The sequence below is a fragment of the Pontibacter mucosus genome (assembly GCF_003054055.1).
GTDB classification, from domain to species: Bacteria; Bacteroidota; Bacteroidia; order Cytophagales; family Hymenobacteraceae; genus Pontibacter; species Pontibacter mucosus.
In genome coordinates this window covers 73,349-89,966 of the sequence record NZ_QBKI01000001.1, presented here as the reverse complement: position 1 = coordinate 89,966, position 16,618 = coordinate 73,349, and the positions used below count along the sequence as shown (strand labels likewise).

The window sequence follows — 16,618 nt, the reverse complement described above, 5'->3', positions numbered from 1 at the left end:
TTCATGGCAGCGGGCTTTTTAAGTATAAGACTGAAGTATAAACGCCTCTTAGGCGCTTGCCTCTTCGTTCTCGCGGTAGTGGCTGGTTTTTAGCTCCTCCTTCAAAAAGCGCGAAGTATAGCCCAGGCCGGTTTCGGCCACCTCTTCCGGTGTTCCGGCGGCCACAATCGTTCCGCCTTTCTCACCGCCTTCAGGACCGATGTCTATGATATGGTCTGCCACCTTAATCAGGTCCAGGTTGTGCTCGATGATGAGGACCGTGTTGCCTTTGTCCGTTAGCTTGTGCAGTACCTCTGTCAGGTGCTCGATATCCTGGAAGTGCAGGCCGGTGGTGGGCTCGTCGAGGATGTAAAGCGTTTTGCCCGTGTCCTTCTTAGACAGCTCCGTGGCCAGTTTCACGCGCTGGGCCTCGCCACCGGACAGGGTGGTGGCCTGCTGGCCAAGGGTGATATAGCCCAAGCCCACCTCGTTCAGCGTCTGTATCTTGCGCAGGATGCGCGGCTGGCTCTCGAAAAACTCCACGGCCTGCTCCACGGTCATGTCCAGCACGTCGGTTATACTTTTGCCTTTAAAGCGCACCTCCAGCGTTTCGCGGTTGTAGCGTTTGCCTTTGCATACTTCGCAGGGCACGTATACATCCGGCAGGAAGTTCATCTCTATGGTGCGCATACCCGCGCCCTCACAGGCCTCGCAGCGGCCGCCCTTCACGTTAAACGAGAAACGGCCCGGCGTATACCCCCGGATTTTGGCCTCCGGCAGCTGCGCAAACAGCGTGCGGATGTCGGTGAACACGCCGGTGTAGGTAGCAGGGTTGGAGCGCGGCGTACGGCCAATCGGCGACTGGTCCACCTCAATTACCTTGTCTATCTTATCCAGCCCTTCTATACTTTGGTAAGGCAGCGGCTCGCGCTTGGCCCGGAAGAAGTGCGTGTTAAGTATAGGGTAGAGCGTGTCGTGGATAAGCGAGGATTTACCGGAACCCGAAACTCCCGTTACGCAGATCATTTTGCCAAGCGGCAGCTCCAGCGTTACGTCCTTCAGGTTGTTGCCGGTGGCGCCACGAAGTATAAGCTTCTCGCCATTGCCGGGGCGCTTCCGGCGCGGCACCACGATGCTACGCCGGTTGCTCAGAAACTCGGCCGTAAGAGTGCCGGCCCGCATCATCTCTTCCGGCGTGCCGGCGGTCACTACTTGCCCGCCGTGTATGCCCGCGCCAGGCCCGATATCCACCACGTAATCCGATTGCAGGATCATATCCTTGTCGTGCTCCACCACAATGATGGAGTTGCCCAGGTCGCGCAGGTCTTGCAGGGCTTTTATCAGGCGCTCGTTGTCGCGCTGGTGCAGGCCGATGCTTGGCTCGTCCATGATATAAAGCACACCGACCAGCTGCGTGCCGATCTGCGTGGCCAGGCGGATGCGCTGGCTCTCGCCGCCGGACAGCGTTTTCACCGGGCGGTGCAGGCTCAGGTAGTCCAGGCCCACATCCAGCAAAAAGCCGATACGCTTGCGGATTTCCTTCAGCAGCTCCTTGGCAATAACGTTCTGGCGCTCGCTCAGACGGCTCTCCAGGTCATGGAACCAGGCAGCCAGTTTGTTGATATCCAGCACGGACAGCTCGCCTATGTTCCTGCCATCCAGCTTAAAATGCAGCGATTCCTTTCTCAGGCGGTACCCGTTGCACTCCGGGCAGGTGTTGGTTTGCGTAAAGTCCTCCACCCAGCTGCGGATGTTGTCCGAGTCAGACTCCATCTGGTTTTTGAGGAAGTTGATGATGCCCTCAAACTCCACGGTATAGTTGCCCTTCTTGGTGTTCACCTCCAGGTCTTCCTCCAGGCCGTACAACAGCACCTTCACCACCTCCTCGGGCAGGTCCTTTATCGGCGTGGAAACCGAGACTTTAAAATGCTTGAAGAGCGCCTCTATCTGCTTAAAAATCCAGATGTCGCGGTACTCGCCCAGCGGCGCGATTCCCCCGCGGCGTATGCTCAGGTCCTTGTCCGGTATCACCGATTCTTCGGTGATCTGCTGTATTTCGCCCAGGCCGTTGCAAACAGGGCAGGCGCCGTAAGGCGAGTTGAAGGAGAAGGAGTTCGGGGCCGGGTCGTCGTAGGCAATGCCGGTGGCAGGGTCCATGAGGTGGCGCGAGAAGAAGTGCGTCTTGTCGGCATCCGCGTCCAGTATCAGCGCCGTGCCCTTGCCGTGCGTCAGCGCATTCTGGATAGAACTGGACAGCCGGAAACGGTCTTCCTCCTTCACCACAATCTTATCGATCACGATCTCGATGTCGTGGATCTTGTAGCGGTCTACCTGCATTTTCGGCGTTATCTCCAGCAGCTCGCCATCCACACGGGCACGGATAAAGCCCATTTTGCGAATTTGCTGGAACAGCTCGCGGTAGTGCCCCTTACGGCCCTTTACCACCGGGGCCAGCACCACAATGCGCTTGCCGTCGAAGTGCTCCAGGATATGGTTCACGATCTGGTCATCGCTCTGGCGCACCATTTTCTCGCCGGTTACATAACTGTAGGCTTCGGAAGTGCGCGCCCAGAGCAGGCGCATAAAGTCGTAAATCTCGGTGATGGTGCCCACCGTAGAGCGCGGGTTGCGGCTGGTGGTTTTCTGCTCAATAGAGATTACCGGCGAAAGCCCCTCGATCTTGTCTACGTTCGGCCGCTCCAGGCCCCCCATAAACGAGCGGGCGTAGGCCGAGAAGGTCTCCATGTAGCGGCGCTGCCCCTCGGCGTAAATGGTGTCGAAAGCCAGCGACGACTTGCCCGAGCCGGAGATGCCGGTAAACACCACCAGCTTGTAGCGCGGCAGCGTGATGGAGATGTTCTTGAGGTTATGTTCGCGGGCGCCGTATACTTCGATGTGCTGCGTTTCGCCGTTCTGCGAAAAAGCTGCCGAAGCGGCCCCTTTCGTGGTTGCTTGTGCCTGGTTGTAAGCCATTCAGGAATGCTTGATTTTAAATAGCAAAGGTATAAAATATTAGCGCTTCGCTGTTGCAGCACGCTAACCTATCTTAACAGCATTCAGGGTTAAATGGTTTAGCTGTGTACAGGTTATATACTAGGGCGTATGGTCGTAGCCGGCTGCCTCCTGCTTGTGAATTTTAGCGTGGTGGTGGCTGGTGTGCGTGTACTCCTTCATTTGCCCCTTAATGAGTTTTTGCTTGTGCAGGTACCTGTAAAAGCTATAGACAGCCAGGATGGCGCCTACCGGCATAGCCATTAGGCCGAGCACATCCAGGTACTTTTCCTCTGAGAACTTAAGGGCCGCAAAGCCACCGCCTGCAATCGCCAGGGAGGTGCGCAGGTAGGCCATCAGGGTGCGCTCGTTGGCAAAGATGGTGCGTTGCACGGCCATCTGGTCGCGTATCTCAGCGTTCTTCCTTTCCTGGTGCTTCAGCTGCTTTTTCAGCTTTCTAATCTCATCCTGTTCTGAAATGGCCATAGCCGGGTGTTTGCATGGAGTATACGGTAATAGCAGAGTATGTTTAAGGCAAGCCGTCCGGGCTTTCGCTGCCGTACCTGTTGTGGTGCGCCCGCTCGTGCTCGTGGCTGGTGGGGCGGTAGTCCTGGTTGTGGCCCTCTATCAGCTTTTGCTTGTGCCTGTATCTGGTAAAGCTGTAAGCAGCCAGTATGATGCCAATCGGGATGAGTATAATGCCGATTACTTCCAGGTACATATCGTCGGAGAGTTTGATGGCTACAAAGCCGCCGGCTGATATGGTCATGGCCGTGCGCAGGTAGGCCATCAGGGTGCGCTCATTGGCGAAGACGGTGCGCTGCGTGGCCATCTGGTCCCGTATCTCGGCGTTCTTCTTCTCCTGTATCCTGAGCTTTTTCTTCAGCTTCTTTATCTTCTCTTTCTCCGGGCTAAGCATAGTATAATATACGATAGCCATACCATTGGGTAAAGCCGTTGCCGCCGATTGCTGCACGATGAGCACAGGGCTAATGAGAGGGTAAATTTGAAATACAACAGGTAATAGGCTTGTGAAGTAAAGTATAAAAACAACGAAGCCCGCTGTGTTGGCAGCGGGCTTCCAAAGTATAAGTATAAAGTATAACGCTCTTAGAAGTTCGGGGAGAGCAGGTACTTGCTGTAGAAGTCGTCGATGATTTTCACCGCCTCCGACGGGTCATCCACGATGTGCACCAGGTCCAGGTCCTCCTGGCTGATGTTGCTTTCCATCTTCAGCATCACGTTTTCCACCCACTCCAGCAAGCCGCTCCAGTACTCGCGGCCCACCAGCACGATCGGGAAAGCGCCGATTTTCTTCGTCTGGATGAGCGTGATCGCCTCAAACAGCTCGTCCAGCGTGCCAAAACCGCCCGGCAACACCACAAAGCCCTGCGCATACTTCACAAACATCACCTTGCGCACAAAGAAGTAGTCGAAGTTGATGAGCTTGTCGGAGTCTATGTAGATGTTGTTGAACTGCTCGAAGGGCAGGTGGATGTTGAGGCCCACTGATTTGCCTCCCTCCGAGTGAGCGCCCTTGTTACCGGCCTCCATAATGCCCGGGCCACCACCCGTAATCACACCATAGCCGTGGCGCACCAGTTTGGCGGCAATTTCCTCGGCCATAATGTAGTACTTGTTGTCGGGCTTGGTGCGGGCCGAACCGAAAATGGAAACGCAGGGGCCAATCTTGGCCAGCTTCTCGAAGCCATCCACAAACTCGGCCATTACCTTAAATATCTGCCACGAGTCGGCAATCTTAATCTCGTTCCAGTCCTTGTCTACAAAGGCACGGCGTATTTTTATGTCTTCCGCGGAGGCCGGCGGGGCAGTGGATTGGCCGCTCTCGCGCAGGTCTGTTACCGATCTGGCTTTATTGTCGTTTACGTCTGGCTTCAGGATGGTCTGGCCACTGCCGGTGTGCAGCGCCTCGTCGTTCAGCTTGGTCTTACTCGTCTTTCTAAGTTTTGTCATTTTCTTTCTCGTCATCTTCTGCGGAGGCTTTCGCGCTCCTGCGCCGCTGCAATAACGGCGCGCATCTTCACAAATTTTATTTAGATACGTTGGTCCTTCGTTTTCGTGAGGTTAAAACAGGAAAAGCCACGCGATACTTTGCCTTATTTGGAACGGATGGCAATAACAGGGTCCAGGTTAGAGGCCAGCACCGCCGGTATAATCCCCGACAGCATCCCAATCACGGCCGATACGCCGAGGCCAAGTATAATGTTGCCCACCGAGAGGGTAATCTTCATCATGTCCTGCGGGATGAGCGTGAGCAGGAACACCAGCATAATGCCGATACCGCCGCCCAGCAGGCTCAGGAACACCGACTCGAAGAGGAACTGGAAAAGTATGAAATAGTTTTTGGCTCCGAGTGATTTTTGGATTCCGATGATGTTGGTGCGCTCCTTTACCGACACGAACATGATGTTGGCAATGCCAAAGCCGCCCACCAAGATTGAGAACCCGCCAATAACCCAGCCGCCCAGGCCCACAACCTGGAAGAAGCCGCCAATGGCCTCCTGTATCATCTCAGGGCGGTTCATGGCAAAGCTGTCCTCGTCGCGGGGGCGCAGGCCGCGTATGTTGCGCAAAATGCCGCGGGCCTCATACTCCAGTTCCAGCAGCCCCGGGTCATCTTCGCGGCCTTTTAGCACAATGCTGGAGCCGATGCCACGGGGGCCTACGTCAAACATTTTAGAGAAGGTGCTGTAGGGGATCATGCCCATCTGGTCCATGTTCTCCATCCCGAAAATATTCTCGCCCTGCTTCTCGATTATCCCGACAACGGTGAACTTTTGCCCGGCCACCTTCAGTGTTTGCCCGATCGGGCTGCCGTAGGGGAAGAGGGTGGTGGCGATCTCGTCGCCGATGATCATCACGTTGCGCGCCGCCTCCGACTCCTGTGGCGTAAAGTAGCGGCCGTCGGCGATAGGCACCTCACTTACCTTGGGATAGTCGTAAGAAATGCCTGTCAGGTTTCCGTTGGAGTAGCTGTTGTTGCCTTGCTTGTAGGTGTTGCCGCCCCTGCTTGCCATGATGGCGACGCCGGCGCTGGTGGTAATGCGTCGCTCCAACAGGCGGAACTCCTGCTCTGTTGGCTCCGGGCGCTGAAAGTACTTCCACCAGGGATAGCTGCCTCCCGTAGACCATGGCCACTTCTGCACATAAATCACCTTGTCGCCGATAAAGCTCATGCTGTCGCGCACATTGCGCTCCAGTGAGTCTACCAGCGTGAACACGGAGATAATCGCGAAGATGCCTATCGTGACGCCCAGCAACGACAGAATGGTACGCAGAAGGTTGGCGCGCAGGGCCTGCCAGGCAAAACGGAAACTCTCAGCTATCAGGCGGAGGTAGATCATGGGCTTCTTCTTATATCAGTTGTAACAGAGGGAAGTAATTTTCTTAAAAGTAAGAATTATTCGGGCAAACTGAGTAAATTTGCGGTTTGATTTTTTGCTTTTTAGTATGCGGTTGATTATGAACCCCGACGCGAGGTTCTGCTGTTGTCTGATTAGAAATCCCCTGCAAGTATAGGAACCAAATACCGTAATATTTGATATATGAAATTATCTGAATTTAAATTCGATCTTCCTGAAAGTTACCTGGCCACTCACCCTGCCGAGAACCGCGACGAATCCCGCATGATGGTAGTGCACCGCGACACCGGTAAAATCGAGCACCGCGTTTTCAAAGACATCCTGGAGTACTTCGACGAGGGCGACGTGATGGTGGTGAACGATACCAAGGTGTTCCCGGCTCGCCTGTACGGCAACAAGGAGAAGACAGGGGCGAAGATCGAGGTTTTCCTGCTGCGCGAGCTGAATAAAGACATCCACCTGTGGGACGTGCTGGTAGACCCGGCCCGCAAGATTCGCGTTGGCAACAAGCTATACTTCGGCGACAGCGACCTGGTAGCCGAGGTTATCGACAACACCACTTCCCGTGGCCGTACCATCAAGTTCCTGTTCGACGGCCCGGATGAGGAGTTCTACAAAACCATCAACGACCTGGGCGAGACGCCGCTTCCGAAGTACATCAAGCGTGAGGCTGAGCCGGAGGACCGTGAGCGTTACCAGACGGTGTATGCCAAGAACGTGGGCGCCGTGGCTGCTCCAACAGCTGGCCTGCACTTTACCAAGGAGGTGCTGAAGCGCCTGGAGATTAAAGGTGTGGACGTGGAGCCGATTACGCTGCACGTGGGCCTGGGCACTTTCCGCCCGGTAGATGTGGAAGACCTGACCAAGCACAAGATGGACTCTGAGAACTTTATCGTTCCTGCCACTACTGCTGAGCGCGTGAACAAGGCCCTGGATAACAAGAAGCGTGTGTGCGCCATTGGTACAACTACCATGCGTGCCCTGGAGTCGTCTGTATCGGCCAGCAACCGCCTGAAGAGCAACGAGGGCTGGACCGACCGTTTCATCTTCCCTCCGTACGACTTTAAGATAGCCAATGCGCTGGTAACCAACTTCCACATGCCGGAAAGTACGCTGCTGATGATGGCTGCTGCCTTCGGTGGTTACGACCTTATCATGAAAGCCTACGAGGAGGCCATCAAAGAGAATTACCGCTTCTTCAGCTACGGAGACGTGATGCTGATCCTGTAAGTATAAACTACTTCCAAAGTATAAATCCTCGGCCCGCAATGCCGGGGATTTTCTTTTTAAAGCGGCTTTTCTATTCTATATCAGAAATTACCTCTCCCCAACTCCTAAACTCATCAACTCCTAAACTCATCAACTCCCAAACTCACCAACTCCCAAACTTTCTAATCTTCTAACTTCCAAACTTTCTAACTTTACCCCATGGCACAGACTCCTGAGTACGCAATTATAGTGGCCGGTGGCAGCGGCACCCGTATGCAGCAAGATTTACCGAAGCAGTTTATCGAAGTGGCAGGTAAACCTATCCTGATGCACACCATCGAGCGCTTTTATGAGTATAGCCCGAGCGTCAGGCTGATTGTCGTGCTGCCGCAGGAGCAGCTGAGCACCTGGCGCAGCCTCTGCCAAAAGTATCATTTCAGGCTGTTCCACATGACGGTGCCAGGCGGCGCAACGCGCTTTGGCTCTGTTAAGAACGGGTTGGATGCCGTCATGGGTGAGGGGCTTGTGGCGGTGCACGACGGGGTGCGCCCTTTTGTGGAAGTAGACACCATTCGCGCCGCCTACGATGCCGCCGCTAAGTATGGATGCGCCGTGGTAGCCGTTTCACCGAAGGACTCTATCCGGGAGCTGGTAGGGGAGACAAGCCGTGCCGTGCCACGAGCCAAGTACAAATTGGTGCAAACCCCGCAGGTTTTCCAGGTAAGCATCCTTCGCAGGGCCTACGAACAGCCGGAGCAGGAGCACTTCACCGATGACGCTTCTGTGGTGGAAAGTATAGGCGAAAGTATAACCTTGGTAGAGGGCAGCTACCGCAACATCAAAATCACCACGCCAGAGGATCTTATACTAGCCGAGGCCTTTGCTGCCGAAGTATAGCCTTCGGTAGTATAGGCGGCTTTTCAGTGCCGGGCCCAACCACCTCTGGCTAAGTATAAACCCCACCCCAGCCCTCCCCTAAGAACAGGGGAGGGAGCTTTGCAGTACCGGGTCCAACCACCCCTTGCCCCTCCTTAGCCAAGGCGGGGAGCCTGTGGTTACTGCTGCTGAAGTATAAGCTTCGTCGCTGCTGTCCGTGCAAAGTATAAACTCAGCAGGTGATTACACCCCTGTGGTCCCCTCTAGGGGACAGTTGGTACCTGTTGCATAGCAATAGCCGTAGCTATCGAATGATTCCCAGCCTTTGGGTTGAGCGCCTTGTGAGATCCGGTGCCCGCCAAGGGCATGCCGAGCGCGAGCGAGGCAAGGAGGGAACACCGCGCGAAGCCCGAAGGCGAGGCCTCCCGGCCTAGGAGGGCACCAAAGCTAGAGATGAAACTATACGCCTGTGGGAACTATAGGATGAACAGTGGCTAGTAAGGATAGCTTGTGTCCAGTTGCAGAAAGCAGCAGCTATGGAAATATAGCGAGTGTACAAAGACACGGGCTGCAAGCTCGCGCCAGCGAAAGTATAAACCAGCTAGTATAGCTCAAGTATAAAAGTATAGCCAAAGTATAAAGCCTGGCTTTTTAAGCCAGTTGAGTCAGAGACCCGACACCATAGCGGGACACAAGTCTGGAGACTTGCGCCAGGAAGGGCCGGAAAAGAAGTATAAAGTATAGACTCCCTTATAGCCTATGATCCTCTACACCACTGCCTGTCGCCCCGCCTCCAGAAAAGCCTGGTTCTCCTGCACGGTTTCCGGGGATAGCGGCTCCAGGACAGGGTATGGTTTAGAGAGGTTCAGCAGGAAGCCCCGCATACTTGCCAGGTTTTGCAGGTCGTGCGTGATGCAGAGCACGGTCTTGCCACGCGCTTCTACCCAGTCTTGCAGCAAGCCGAAAACCTTGTTCTTGTAATACACATCGAGTTGCTGCGTGGGCTCGTCCAGCAGGTTAATGCCGGCGTCCTGCAGCATCAGCTGGGCCAGCCAGACCAGTTGCTGCTCGCCGCCGGAAAGGGTGGTAAAGTCGTGGTTTAGGAGGTGCGAGAGCTGCAGTTGCTCCAGCACCCGGGCCGCCAACGCATAATCCTCGGAAGTATAATTCTCGAAAAAGCGCTTCTTGCGGAACAACCCCATCACTACCAGGTCGTGCACTTTGATAGGGAAGTTGACGGAAGCTTTCTGCGGAAGGTAGGCTACCAGGCCCTTGCCGGATGGGTTAGAGAGGTGGCGCAGGTTCTGGTTCTGCACCAGTATTTCGCCTTGGTAGGCTATTTTGCCCTGAAAGGCGCGGAAGAGGGTGGTTTTGCCTGCCCCGTTATGGCCGATAATGGCAACAAAGGCAGGGGAGGGCACAGAAAAAGAAAGGTTGCGGATTAGCACACGATGGCCATAACCCGCAACCAGATTTTTTACTGTGACGACGTTAATCAATGAGTAATGATGAATGACTAATGAATCATAATGCAGAGGTTCTACCTCAAGCGCAATTACTCATTATTCATTAGCAATTACTAATTATTAGTACTCGTCTTCGTTAAACATGAAATCCTCCTTGGTAGGATAGTCAGGCCAGATCTCTTCAATGTTCTCATAAGGCTGACCGTCGTCCTCAAGGGCCTGCAGGTTCTCTACAACCTCCATCGGGGCACCAGAGCGAATAGAGTAGTCGATCAGCTCATCTTTAGTGGCTGGCCAGGGTGCATCCTCCAGGTAAGAAGCTAATTCAAGTGTCCAGTACATAGTATTTTCTCCTTTAACTTATTGGCGTTTGTATATAGTCGCAAAAGTATAAATAAAAACAAGAACAAAAATTTTTACCAAATATTTATTGCTTTTTTGTCTGTTTTACCAACACAACGCAAATAAAGCACAAATGTTCATTCGTAACGCAGAAATTTTAGCCTCCACAGTTAATTTATAACACAGGGCGTAAGAAGAAGCGCAAGGAATGGGGGAAAAAGCAAAAAACGCCTGCTGCAGCGGCAGCAGGCGTTTTTTTGATAAAGTATATACAATGCCTTGGTTTAGCGGGAGATAGCGCTGAGCTGACTCTGGAACATCTCAATCAGCGAGGTCTTGGTGCCGATCTTGCGGTTGAAGTTCCGGATCTTGCCCTTGAGCATGTTGCGGAAGGCTTCATTGCTCGGAGAGTCGTTCAGCTTGTCCAGGTTAGACTCGAGCACCTCCAGCTCGTTTTTGTCTGATTTGATAAAATCCCGGAGGGCCGTGATGCGTGCCTGCAGCCCGTCCGTTTCAGAAAGCGACTCGCCGTTCGTCTGCTGGCGTTTGCGGATGTAGTGCTCCAGGCTGCTCATCTCAAATACGCGGTCGCAGGCCTTGATAAAGCGCTCCCACACCAGGTCCGATACTTCCGGGCGAACCGGGCCAACCTTCTTCCACTCGGCCTGCAGTTCCTTGGCGCGCCGAACGGCATCGTTCAGGCTCATGTCCTGCAGCAGTTGCTCGGCCTCGCTGGCCAGTTGCTGCTTCTGGGCGTAGTTCTGCTCGTAAAACTGGTCGCGCGAGGCGTTCTTTTCCTTCTGTATCTTGCGCTTGAGGCGCTCGAAGAAGTGGTTGTGCGCCTTGCGGAAGCTGTTCCAGAGGTTGGTCATGGTTTTGCGCGGCAGGTTGCCGCCCACCTCTTTCCACTCGTTCTGCAGTTGCTTCAGCTTGGCCGTGGTGCCTTCCCAGTCCTCCGACTCCTGCAGCGCGTACGATTGGTTGATGAGCTCCCGGTAACGGTCATAAGCGCGGCTCTGCATGCGCTTCTTGTCCTCAAAGAAATTCTTCTTGCGCTCGAAGAAGCCCTCCACGGCATCCCGGAAGCGGGCCTCGATCTCGTCGGTCAGCTCTTTCTCCACAGGTCCGGTCTTGATCCAGGCCGTGCGCAGGTCCTTCATCTTCTCGGTCGTCTCCTTCCACTCGATGCTCTCCTGCAGGGCCTCGGCCTCCTGTATGAGGCCTATTTTGATGCCAAGGTTTTTCTCGCGGTTCTGGCGGATGGTTTCGTTTATCTCCTCCTCTGCCTTGCTCAGGATGTGATAGATTTGCTCAAAGTCGCCGAGGGCATCGTAGTTGCCTACCTGCTCCTTCATGTGCAGTACTTTCATCAGGAAAGAGCCTTTGTTATCAGAGGTTTCGATGCGCTGCAGCAGGTTGTTCACCTTCTCGCGGAACATCTCGAAACGCTTGGCAAAGTATACCAGCGAGTCATCCTCAGACTCTTTCACTTCGCCTACCCTGCGGGCGGGGTAGTTCATAAAGGGCTTTAGCCACACTTGCTGGTCCTGGGTAAAACCAAACTTCTTGGCTTCTTCCAATAAGTTGTTGTGTTCCATTTTACTGGATTAGGTTATGGGTCGTATAGTAATTACCGGGTAAGGCAACGGAAGTAAACTAACCTTTGCATACGCAGGCTTGCCGTTAGCGTTTGGCGCGGCTGGCAGTTACTCGTGCAGGATCAGTAAGCGCGTACCTTACCCATACAGATTTTTACAAGTTTAAGGATTTCAAAGCACTTTTGTGAAGTACGGAGACATGAATTTTTGCGATATTTGTCATTCCTTACGTTAATAGTAATCAGGCGGATAGCTGCATCGTTCCCAAACCTGCTTTGGCAACTAAAAGTCAGTACCTTTGTTACAGAACATATAAGCAAAACACTATATCAGATAAAGCATGAGCAACGAAACCATTATTTTTTCGATGGCCGGGGTGAGCAAGATTTACCCGCCAAAGAAACAAGTACTGAAGAATATCTACCTTTCCTTTTTCTATGGTGCCAAAATTGGCGTGCTGGGCCTGAACGGCTCGGGTAAGTCCAGCTTGCTCAAGATTATTGCGGGCGTAGACAAGGAAATACAGGGCGAGGTAGTTTGGAGCCCGGGCTACACCGTTGGCTACCTGGAGCAGGAGCCGCAGCTGGACCCCACCAAGACCGTGCGCGAGGTGGTAGAGGAAGGCGTGAGCGAAGTGGTGGCCCTGCTGAAGGAGTTCGACGAGATCAACATGAAGTTCGGGGAGGAGATGACCGACGATGAGATGAACAAGCTCATCGAGCGCCAGGGCAACGTGCAGGAGAAACTCGATCAGCTGAATGCCTGGGAACTGGACAACCGCCTGGAGCGCGCCATGGATGCACTGCGCACACCACCGGAGGACGCCCTTATCGGCAACCTGTCGGGTGGCGAGAAGCGCCGCGTGGCCCTGTGCCGCCTGCTGTTGCAGGAGCCGGACGTGCTGTTGCTGGACGAGCCTACCAACCACCTGGACGCTGAGTCGGTGGATTGGCTGGAGCAGCACCTGCAGCAGTATAAAGGTACCGTTATCGCCGTAACCCACGACCGTTACTTCCTCGACAACGTGGCCGGCTGGATTCTGGAGCTGGACCGTGGCGAGGGTATTCCGTGGAAAGGCAACTACAGCAGCTGGCTGGAGCAGAAGGCCAGCCGCCTGGCCGCTGAGGAGAAAACAGAAAGCAAGCGCCAGAAAACATTGCAACGCGAGTTGGAGTGGGTGCGTATGGCCCCGAAAGCCCGCCATGCCAAGTCTAAGGCCCGTATCAGCCAGTACGACAAGCTTGCCGGCGAGGACGCGAAGCAGAAGGAAGAGAAGCTGGAGCTGTTCATTCCGGATGGCCCGCGCTTGGGGGCGCAGGTCATCGAGGCGCACAGCATCAGCAAGGCCTATGGCGATAAACTCCTGTTCGAGAACCTGAGTTTTGCACTGCCGCAGGGTGGTATCGTGGGCATCATCGGTCCGAACGGCGCCGGTAAAACAACCCTGTTTAAGCTCATCACAGGCCAGGAGAAACCGGATGCGGGCGATTTCAGCGTGGGCTCTACCGTGCAGATATCGTACGTAGACCAGGAGCACGCCAACCTGGACCCGAGCAAGTCGGTGTTTGAGGTGATTTCAGGTGGTACCGAGCACATGATCATGGCCGGCCGCCAGGTAAACTCCCGCGCTTACGTAAGCAAATTCAACTTCTCGGGCGCAGATCAGGAGAAGAAAGTAGACAAACTGTCGGGCGGGGAGCGTAACCGCGTGCACCTGGCCATGACGCTGAAAGAAGGCGGTAACCTGCTGCTACTCGACGAGCCTACCAACGACCTGGACGTGAACGCTATCCGGGCCCTGGAAGACGCCCTGGAGAACTTTGCCGGCTGCGCCGTTATCATCTCCCACGACCGCTGGTTCCTGGACCGCATCTGTACGCACATCCTTGCTTTTGAAGGCGACTCGCAGGTGTACTGGTTCGAGGGCAACTACACCGAGTACGAGGAGAACAAGAAGAAGCGCATGGGCGACGTGGAGCCGAAGCGTATCCGCTACAAGAAGCTGGTGTAACCTGAAAGTATAAAGTATGAAAAGCCCCCGCAGCCACAGGTTGCGGGGGCTTTTTTATGCCTTGTTACGGAGATAACTGGTTGATAAACGGCGGGTTATAACCAATATTTAAAAAATATTTTAAAAAAAATTTATTGGACTCTTTACTACTCAGATATGCTTTAGTGATGTGGTTGATAATTAGATGTTTGTAATATTTAGGGATGAGGTGTAGTGGGTAAAGTATAAACCAGAAGTAATAACATGCAATAATTTGTATATTAACTTTATCTTATATTTATTTGCATCGCTTGCTTAAAAGAATAGTGATATTCATGCAAGAAGTTGAACAAAGTATTTACATCTCACTCTATAAACTAACCTCAAAACTATTTAAACATCATGAAAAAAGTTGTACTGAATGATTCTCTGGTAAACGTAATCGTTGCTACTTATTTTATCGTGGGTGGTTTTATCAGTCACATGCTGGTGATGGCTTAGATTTACCAACAGTACCACATAAGCAGGGGCTGCACTCCAACAGGAGGCAGCCCCTGCTCTTTTAAAGGGCTTTCGTAGCGCAATCATCAGCCTAAAAATGATTAAGTTTGTCCATGGCCTGCCGGCAAGCTGTGGCGGGCGCACTACCGCTGAAACGTATGATAAGGTACCTCCGCCACGAGCAGATAGACAAAACCAAATGGGACGCCTGCATCACGGCCTCTGCCGATAACATGGTGTATGCCCTGTCGTGGTTTCTGGATGTGGTGGCGCCGGGCTGGCAGGCATTGGTGGAGGAGCAGGCCGGGGAGTATGTCACGGTGGTGCCACTGCCAGGCACCCAGAAAATGGGTTTCCCGTACCTGAGCCAACCCTACCACACGCACCAGCTGGGAATCTTTACCACCGGCCAAAGCTGCCCCGGTGTGCGCGAGAAAATGCTGGAGCTGGCCACCGGGCGCTATAAGTTTATCCACAGCTATAGGTTTAACAAAAGCGACACCGCCAGCCTGGAGCAGCTGCAGGAAAAGTATGACCTAGTGGCCCGCTACACCCGCTACCTGAAGCTCGACAAGCCTTACCCCGAGCTCTACAAGAACTACACCCGCGACCGTAAGATGAACCTGAAGCGGGCGCAGCGGGCTAACCTGAGTATGTTCGAGAGCGACGACATCGAGCCGCTGATCGAGCACTTTAAAAAGCACATCGAGCACAAGGTGGTGGGCGGTGTGGCCGAGAGCACCTACCAAATGCTGCGCGATTTGTTCCGGGTGATGCAGGAGCGGGGTGTGGCGCAGCTGATCTATACTACCTCCGGCGGCGAAGTGAACGCCGGCTGCCTGTTCTTCAAGTATAACAATGTTATCAGCTACGCCTTTAACTCCGCCGATGAGGAGGGGCGCGTGGCGAATGGCCGTACCCTGGTGCTCGATGAGATCATCCGGCAGCACGCGGGCACCGGGTATACCCTGGATTTTGAAAGCCCAATGATTGAGCAGATTGAGCATTTCTACGCCAGTTTCGGGGCGCACCGGGTCAAGTACTTTGCTCTGCGCCACAACGCGCTGCCGCTCTACGTCAAAATCATCCGCAACCTGCGGATGAAAGTATACCGCACCTTCTTCGCCTCCGGCGTGGCCGAGGAAGTATAAAATCTATACTTGTGGTGCATTTACTCCAGCATAACCAAATCAATAAAGCCGCCTGGGATGCCTGTGTGGAAGCGTCCAGCCAGCGGCAGGTGTATGCGCTCTCGTGGTACCTGGATGTGGTGTCGCCGGGATGGCATGCGGTGGTGGAGCAGGAGGGGGGAGTTTATACTTGCATAATGCCGCTGCCGGTGCGCCGCAAGTATGGCATTTTATACTTGCAGCAGCCGCTCTTCTGCCAGCAGCTGGGCATCTATGCGCGGCAGGAGCTGAGGCCGGCGCAGGCGGAGGCGTTTCTGGCGCTGGTGCAGCAGCACTTCAAGTATACGTCGGGCTACGCGTTCTGCACCGGCAATTCCGCTTCCCTCCAAAGTGTAAAACAGGAAGAACTACAGCGGGTTTATACTTTGTACCTGGATTTGAACAAGCCATACGAGCAGCTTTGGAAAGGCTACAACCGCGATCGCAAGTATAACCTCAACAAAGCCCGCCGCGAAAAGCTGCGCATCACCCACAGTCACGACATCGAGCCGCTCATCGGCCTGTTCCGGCAGAACATTGCGCACAAAGTATACGGCGGGGTGGATGAGGCGGCCTACGACACGCTGCGCCAGTTATACACATCCTGTGTGGAAAAGGGGATAGCCGAGCTGCTTTATACTTTATCGGAAGACGGAAGCACCACTGCGGGCGCGCTGTTTTTATACTATGGCGGCTACATCACCTACATCTTCAACGCAGCCGACAGCAGCGGGCGGAAAAGCAATGGCCGTACCCTACTTCTCGACGACCTCATCCAACGCAACGCCAACACCCCGCAGATCCTGGACTTTGAAAGCCCCATGATAGAAAGTATAGCCGGCTTTTACCAAAGCTTCGGGCCGGTGCCGGTGCCATTTTACACGTTAAAGTACAACCACCTGCCGCTACCGCTCCGGCTGCTGAAGCAGGCGCGGCAACAGCTGCTGTTACGGTTTTAGGTCAACAAAAAAGCAGTACTATAGCAGCAGCTTCTTCTGCAGCAGAAAATATCCTCTAAAAGTACAGCCATAAGGCTTTAACCCTTAGAAAGTCAATAATTTATACCCTAACATTTGTAAGCAAAGCGGCGTATACACAATAAAGACAAAATCAT

General features: G+C 53.9%; 13 protein-coding genes. 5 read left to right on the top strand and 8 right to left on the bottom strand.

What is annotated here, in order from left to right:
- Window positions 1-48: 48 nt before the first annotated feature.
- The 5 genes from uvrA to C8N40_RS00365 all read right to left on the bottom strand — a co-directional run bounded on the left by uvrA (window position 49) and on the right by C8N40_RS00365 (window position 6,335).
- Window positions 49-2,952, bottom strand: a complete 2,904-nt coding sequence (gene uvrA, locus C8N40_RS00385; RefSeq protein WP_108209840.1) for an excinuclease ABC subunit UvrA — start codon at window positions 2,950-2,952, stop codon at window positions 49-51.
- A gap of 120 nt (window positions 2,953-3,072) precedes the next feature.
- Complete coding sequence (locus C8N40_RS00380; protein WP_108209839.1) at window positions 3,073-3,456, bottom strand: YidH family protein; 384 nt, start codon at window positions 3,454-3,456, stop codon at window positions 3,073-3,075.
- 43 nt (window positions 3,457-3,499) lie between these two features.
- Complete coding sequence (locus C8N40_RS00375; RefSeq protein ID WP_245904925.1) at window positions 3,500-3,910, bottom strand: YidH family protein; 411 nt, start codon at window positions 3,908-3,910, stop codon at window positions 3,500-3,502.
- A 170-nt stretch (window positions 3,911-4,080) separates the two neighbouring features.
- The gene (locus C8N40_RS00370) at window positions 4,081-4,944 is read right to left on the bottom strand and encodes an LOG family protein (protein ID WP_108210398.1); all 864 of its coding nucleotides are present in this window, start codon (window positions 4,942-4,944) and stop codon (window positions 4,081-4,083) included.
- A gap of 143 nt (window positions 4,945-5,087) precedes the next feature.
- Window positions 5,088-6,335, bottom strand: coding sequence for an ABC transporter permease (locus tag C8N40_RS00365; RefSeq protein ID WP_108209838.1), 1,248 nt, complete (start codon window positions 6,333-6,335; stop codon window positions 5,088-5,090).
- 201 nt (window positions 6,336-6,536) lie between these two features.
- On the opposite strand from C8N40_RS00365, the gene queA reads away from it, so the two are divergent.
- Complete coding sequence (gene queA / locus C8N40_RS00360; protein ID WP_108209837.1) at window positions 6,537-7,583, top strand: tRNA preQ1(34) S-adenosylmethionine ribosyltransferase-isomerase QueA; 1,047 nt, start codon at window positions 6,537-6,539, stop codon at window positions 7,581-7,583.
- A gap of 198 nt (window positions 7,584-7,781) precedes the next feature.
- Window positions 7,782-8,459, top strand: coding sequence for a 2-C-methyl-D-erythritol 4-phosphate cytidylyltransferase (locus tag C8N40_RS00355; RefSeq protein WP_108209836.1), 678 nt, complete (start codon window positions 7,782-7,784; stop codon window positions 8,457-8,459).
- A gap of 746 nt (window positions 8,460-9,205) precedes the next feature.
- On the opposite strand, the gene C8N40_RS00350 is transcribed toward C8N40_RS00355, so the two are convergent.
- The 3 genes from C8N40_RS00350 to C8N40_RS00340 all read right to left on the bottom strand — a co-directional run bounded on the left by C8N40_RS00350 (window position 9,206) and on the right by C8N40_RS00340 (window position 11,844).
- A complete protein-coding gene (locus tag C8N40_RS00350; protein WP_245904923.1) occupies window positions 9,206-9,886 on the bottom strand; it encodes an ABC transporter ATP-binding protein in 681 nt (226 codons plus the stop codon).
- Window positions 9,887-10,024: 138 nt separating this feature from the next.
- Complete coding sequence (locus C8N40_RS00345) at window positions 10,025-10,246, bottom strand: DUF2795 domain-containing protein (RefSeq protein ID WP_007652164.1); 222 nt, start codon at window positions 10,244-10,246, stop codon at window positions 10,025-10,027.
- 284 nt (window positions 10,247-10,530) lie between these two features.
- Window positions 10,531-11,844, bottom strand: a complete 1,314-nt coding sequence (locus tag C8N40_RS00340) for a DUF349 domain-containing protein (protein WP_108209834.1) — start codon at window positions 11,842-11,844, stop codon at window positions 10,531-10,533.
- Window positions 11,845-12,184: 340 nt separating this feature from the next.
- Between C8N40_RS00340 and ettA the strand changes: the two genes are divergently transcribed.
- From ettA to C8N40_RS00325, 3 genes are all read left to right on the top strand, one after another.
- Entirely contained in the window at window positions 12,185-13,855 is a 1,671-nt protein-coding gene (ettA, locus tag C8N40_RS00335) for an energy-dependent translational throttle protein EttA (protein ID WP_108209833.1), read from the top strand.
- A gap of 638 nt (window positions 13,856-14,493) precedes the next feature.
- Complete coding sequence (locus tag C8N40_RS00330; protein ID WP_170113987.1) at window positions 14,494-15,486, top strand: GNAT family N-acetyltransferase; 993 nt, start codon at window positions 14,494-14,496, stop codon at window positions 15,484-15,486.
- An 11-nt stretch (window positions 15,487-15,497) separates the two neighbouring features.
- Window positions 15,498-16,463, top strand: coding sequence for a GNAT family N-acetyltransferase (locus C8N40_RS00325; protein ID WP_108209831.1), 966 nt, complete (start codon window positions 15,498-15,500; stop codon window positions 16,461-16,463).
- Window positions 16,464-16,618: the final 155 nt, after the last annotated feature.